The sequence below is a fragment of the Streptomyces fuscigenes genome (genome assembly GCF_021556455.1).
In the GTDB taxonomy this organism is placed as follows: Bacteria; Actinomycetota; Actinomycetes; order Streptomycetales; family Streptomycetaceae; genus Streptomyces; species Streptomyces fuscigenes.
In genome coordinates this window covers 1-3,635 of the sequence record NZ_JAKGCV010000507.1, presented here as the reverse complement: position 1 = coordinate 3,635, position 3,635 = coordinate 1, and the positions used below count along the sequence as shown (strand labels likewise).

General features: G+C 74.2%; 4 protein-coding genes. 2 read left to right on the top strand and 2 right to left on the bottom strand.

Annotated elements, in window-relative coordinates:
- A partial coding sequence (locus L1885_RS25395; RefSeq protein WP_443732430.1) for a phosphorylase family protein occupies positions 1–383 on the top strand: 383 nt, incomplete at its 5' end.
- The gene (locus L1885_RS25390) at positions 370–1,275 is read left to right on the top strand and encodes a 1,4-dihydroxy-6-naphtoate synthase (RefSeq protein ID WP_235799504.1); all 906 of its coding nucleotides are present in this window, start codon (positions 370–372) and stop codon (positions 1,273–1,275) included. The genes L1885_RS25395 and L1885_RS25390, both read left to right, overlap by 14 nt.
- A 94-nt stretch (positions 1,276–1,369) precedes the next feature.
- Here L1885_RS25390 and L1885_RS29280 read toward each other — a convergent pair whose 3' ends face one another.
- Together L1885_RS29280 and L1885_RS25380 are read right to left on the bottom strand one after the other, a co-directional pair.
- Positions 1,370–1,753, bottom strand: a complete 384-nt coding sequence (locus tag L1885_RS29280; protein ID WP_308117399.1) for a cold-shock protein — start codon at positions 1,751–1,753, stop codon at positions 1,370–1,372.
- Between the two features lie 708 nt (positions 1,754–2,461).
- Entirely contained in the window at positions 2,462–3,235 is a 774-nt protein-coding gene (locus L1885_RS25380; RefSeq protein WP_235799503.1) for an HAD family hydrolase, read from the bottom strand.
- Between the last annotated feature and the right edge of the window lie 400 nt (positions 3,236–3,635).

The following is a 3,635-nucleotide window of genomic DNA, read 5'->3' as shown; positions in this document are numbered from 1 at the left end:
AGGAGCTCGGCTTCGGCCGGGGCGCCCACCTGCCGCCGCCGGCGCTCGCCGCGCGCCTGGCCGCCGCGCTCGGGGACGCGCCGGACCTGACGGCGCTCCTCGCCCCCGTGCTGACCGTCTCGACGGTGACCGGCACGGCGCGGCGTACCGTCGAACTGACCGCGCGCCACCCGCGCGCGGCCGCCGAGGGCATGGAGGGGTTCGGCGTCGCGGAAGCGGCCGCCGCGCTCCGCGTGCCGTGCGCGGAGATCCGCGCGATCTCCAACGTCGTGGGCCCGCGCGATCGTGCCGCCTGGCGCATCGGCGCGGCGCTGGGGGCGTTGGAGCGCGCGTTCTCGCTGATCGACCCCGTATTCGAGGAGCAGTCCCATGAGTGCCGATAGTGCCGTCACCCCCGCCTCCGCCGCGTCCGCGTCCCCCGCGCGGGCCGGTGACCGCCCCCTGGGTCTCGTCTACTCGCCCTGCCCGAACGACACGTTCACCTTCGAGGCGTGGGCGCACGGCCGGGTGCCCGGCGCACCGGCCGTCGACGTGACGTTCGCGGACATCGACATCACCAACGGCATGGCGGAGCGCGGCGAGGGCGACGTCCTGAAGGTGTCGTACGCGGTGCTGCCGTGGGTGCTCGACGAGTACGCGCTGCTGCCCTGCGGCGGCGCCCTCGGCCGCGGCTGCGGGCCGCTCGTCCTGACGCGCGAGCCCGGCACCGACCTGACCGGCAAGACCGTGGCCGTGCCCAGCGAGCGCTCCACCGCCTACCTGCTGTTCAGGCTGTGGGCCGCCGCGACGGTGCCCGGGGGCGTCGGCGAGATCGTCGTCATGCCGTTCCACGAGATCATGCCGGCGGTGCGGGACGGCAAGGTCGACGCGGGCCTCGTCATCCACGAGGCGCGCTTCACCTACCAGAACTACGGGCTGCACTCGCTCGCCGACATGGGCGAGCACTGGGAGTCCACGACCGGCCTGGCGATCCCGCTCGGCGCGATCATCGCCAAGCGCTCGCTGGGCGAGGCCACGCTGCGGGAGCTCGCGGCCGCGGCCACGGCGTCCGTACGGATGGCGTGGGACGCGCCCGAGGTCTCGCGCCCCTACGTGCTGGAGCACTCGCAGGAGCTGGAGCCGTCCGTCGCCGAGCAGCACATCGCGCTGTACGTCAACGAGTTCACGGCGGAGCTCGGCGACGAGGGCTACGCGGCGATCACCGGCCTGCTCGACCGGGCCGCCGCCGCGGGGCTCGTGCCGCCGCTCGGCGAGGGCGCCCTGCGCTTCGTCTGAGCACCCGTACGGGCCTGAGCGGGCGCGCGCCGCGCGAGCGGCGTGCGGGCCGGGGCCGCCGGGCGTTCGTGACGCCCCGGCCCCGGCCCGCCCGTCACACGTCCAGTTGATCGGCGACGGCGCGCAGCAGGCCGGCGATCTTCTTTCCGTGGCTCTTCTCCGGGTAGCGGCCGCCCTCCAGCACGGGCGAGATGCTCTCCAGCAGGGTCGTCAGGTCCTGCACGATCGAGGCGAGTTCGTCCGGTCTGCGGCGCTGCGCCGCCGCCACCGACGGCGTCGGGTCGAGCACGGTCACCGACAGCGCCTGATCCCCGCGCTGCCCCGCCACCACGCCGAACTCCACGCGCTGGCCGGGCCTCAGCACGTCGACCCCGTCGGGCAGGACCGACGAGTGCACGAAGACGTCCTCGCCGTCGTCGCGGGAGAGGAAGCCGAAGCCCTTCTCGCCGTTGAACCATTTGACCTTGCCGGTAGGCACGTCTGTCCTCGTCCTCGAACTCGTTGGTGCGCGGGAGCGCACGGGCGGCGGGCTTCCACAAGACCATGAAAGCCACACGAACTACTTGAGATACAGCCGTACGCCCATGCGGCGGTACGGCGACACAGCGGTGGGGCGATGCCGCGAACGGCAGTACGGAAACACAGCAATGCGGTCGTGCGGACGTGCGGGTCGTGCGGGTCGTGCGGTCGTGCGGTCGTGCGGTCGTGCGGTCGTGCGGCAGAACATGGAGCAGGCCAACAGGGAACGGGGAACCGCGGGGAGGAGCCCGGTCGGGCCTCCCGACCCGCACACCCCCGGGGCCAGGGCCCGCGAGCGGTGGCGAACGGCCGCCGCCGGAACACCGCCCGGCCGCACGCCGCACGGACCCCCGCGGTACCGCCGAAGCCCCCGGTCGCGTGGGAACTACCCTGGTGCCGTGACTGCTACTCCTGCATCCGGCACGACCGCCACCGAAGCCGGCGCCCACGAGACCGGCGACGAGGGTCCCGGCCCCGGGGACGCGCTCGTCCGCGCCGGCGGAATCCTCTTCATCATCGGTGCCGTGGCCACGCTCGTCACGATCGCACCGCTCTTCCTCGGCACCAAGCCATTTCCGACGGCCGCGTACCTGGTCTGCATGCTGATGGCCGTCGGCTTCGTGCTCGCGGCGGCCGGGGTGCTCCGCTCGATCGGCGCCCAGCGCCGTCACGCCACGTCGTACCCCTCCGCGCCGGACGGGGTGGACGCGTCCGAGGCCGAGCCGTCGGCGGAGGCCGCCGTGGCCGAACCGGCGCCCGGCGCGGCGTCGGCGCCGAGGGACGCGGCCGAGCCGGAGAGCGTCTCGCGCACATAGCCGTCGAGCCAGGCGGGGAACGCGGTCAGGTCCTCCAGGACCACGTCCGCGCCCGCCGCGCGCAGTTCCGCCGCGTCGCAGGGCCCGGTCGCCACCGCGACCGACACGCAGCCCGCGGCCCGCGCCCCGCGCACGTCACCGGTGTGGTCCCCGACGTAGACCTGTGCGCCGTACTCGCGCAGCGCCTCGGCCTTGGCTTCCGCCCACAGCCCGCCGACGACGGCGTCCGGGGCGATGCCCAGGTGGGTGAGGTGGAGTTCGGCGTTCGGCCGGTGCTTCGCGGTCACCACCAGGCTCCGGCCGCCCAGGGCCCGCACCGCCCCCACGGCCTCCCGCGCACCGGCCGTCGCGAGCGTGGGAGCGATCGCGAATGTGGGATACATCTCCCGGTAGCGGTCGCTCACGGCCTCGATGTCCTCGGCCGGGAACCACACGGACAGCTCGTCGGCGAGCGGCGGGCCGAGCCGCGAGACCGCCAGGTCGGCGTCGACGTACACCCCGGTCTCCGCGGAAAGTGCCTGGTAGGTGGCGTGGATTCCGGGTCGCGAGTCGATCAGCGTCATGTCGAGGTCGAAGCCGACGGTCAGCGGCGCGGGCGGAACGGGACCGGGGATACGGGAGGACATGGCCCCATTGTGCAGGGAGGGCCGCCCGACCCCCCTTGATCGGGCTGGCTAGACTTAGGCACGCCTAACCAGCTTGTACTGCTTCGTGTCCGATGTTCGTCGTCCGTCTGCGTTCGTTGTTCGCGTTCGTCGTTCGTCGTTCGCGTTCGTCGTTCGCGTTCGTCGTGCGTGCCCGCCGTCCCGCTTCGCGTCCGCCCGCCCGGGCCGCGGCGCGTGTGCGCCGGACGTGCGCGGTCCGTCGCCCCCGTTCCTCCGCCGGCCACCCGCCACCGGCCCGCCCCGATTGGTTCCGATGTCTGCCGCTGCCCCTGCGACCCCCGGCGGGTCGGAGAACGAGGCTTCCGGCACGTCCGCGTCCGGGCCGCCCACCCCCTCCGCCGCCGGCTCCGCGGGCGCGCGG

Coding starts and splice junctions, on each gene's coding strand:
- L1885_RS25380 (WP_235799503.1), bottom strand. CDS start 3,235: ATGTCCTCCCGTATCCCCGGTCCCGTTCCGCCCGCGCCGCTGACCGTC.
- L1885_RS25390 (WP_235799504.1), top strand. CDS start 370: ATGAGTGCCGATAGTGCCGTCACCCCCGCCTCCGCCGCGTCCGCGTCC.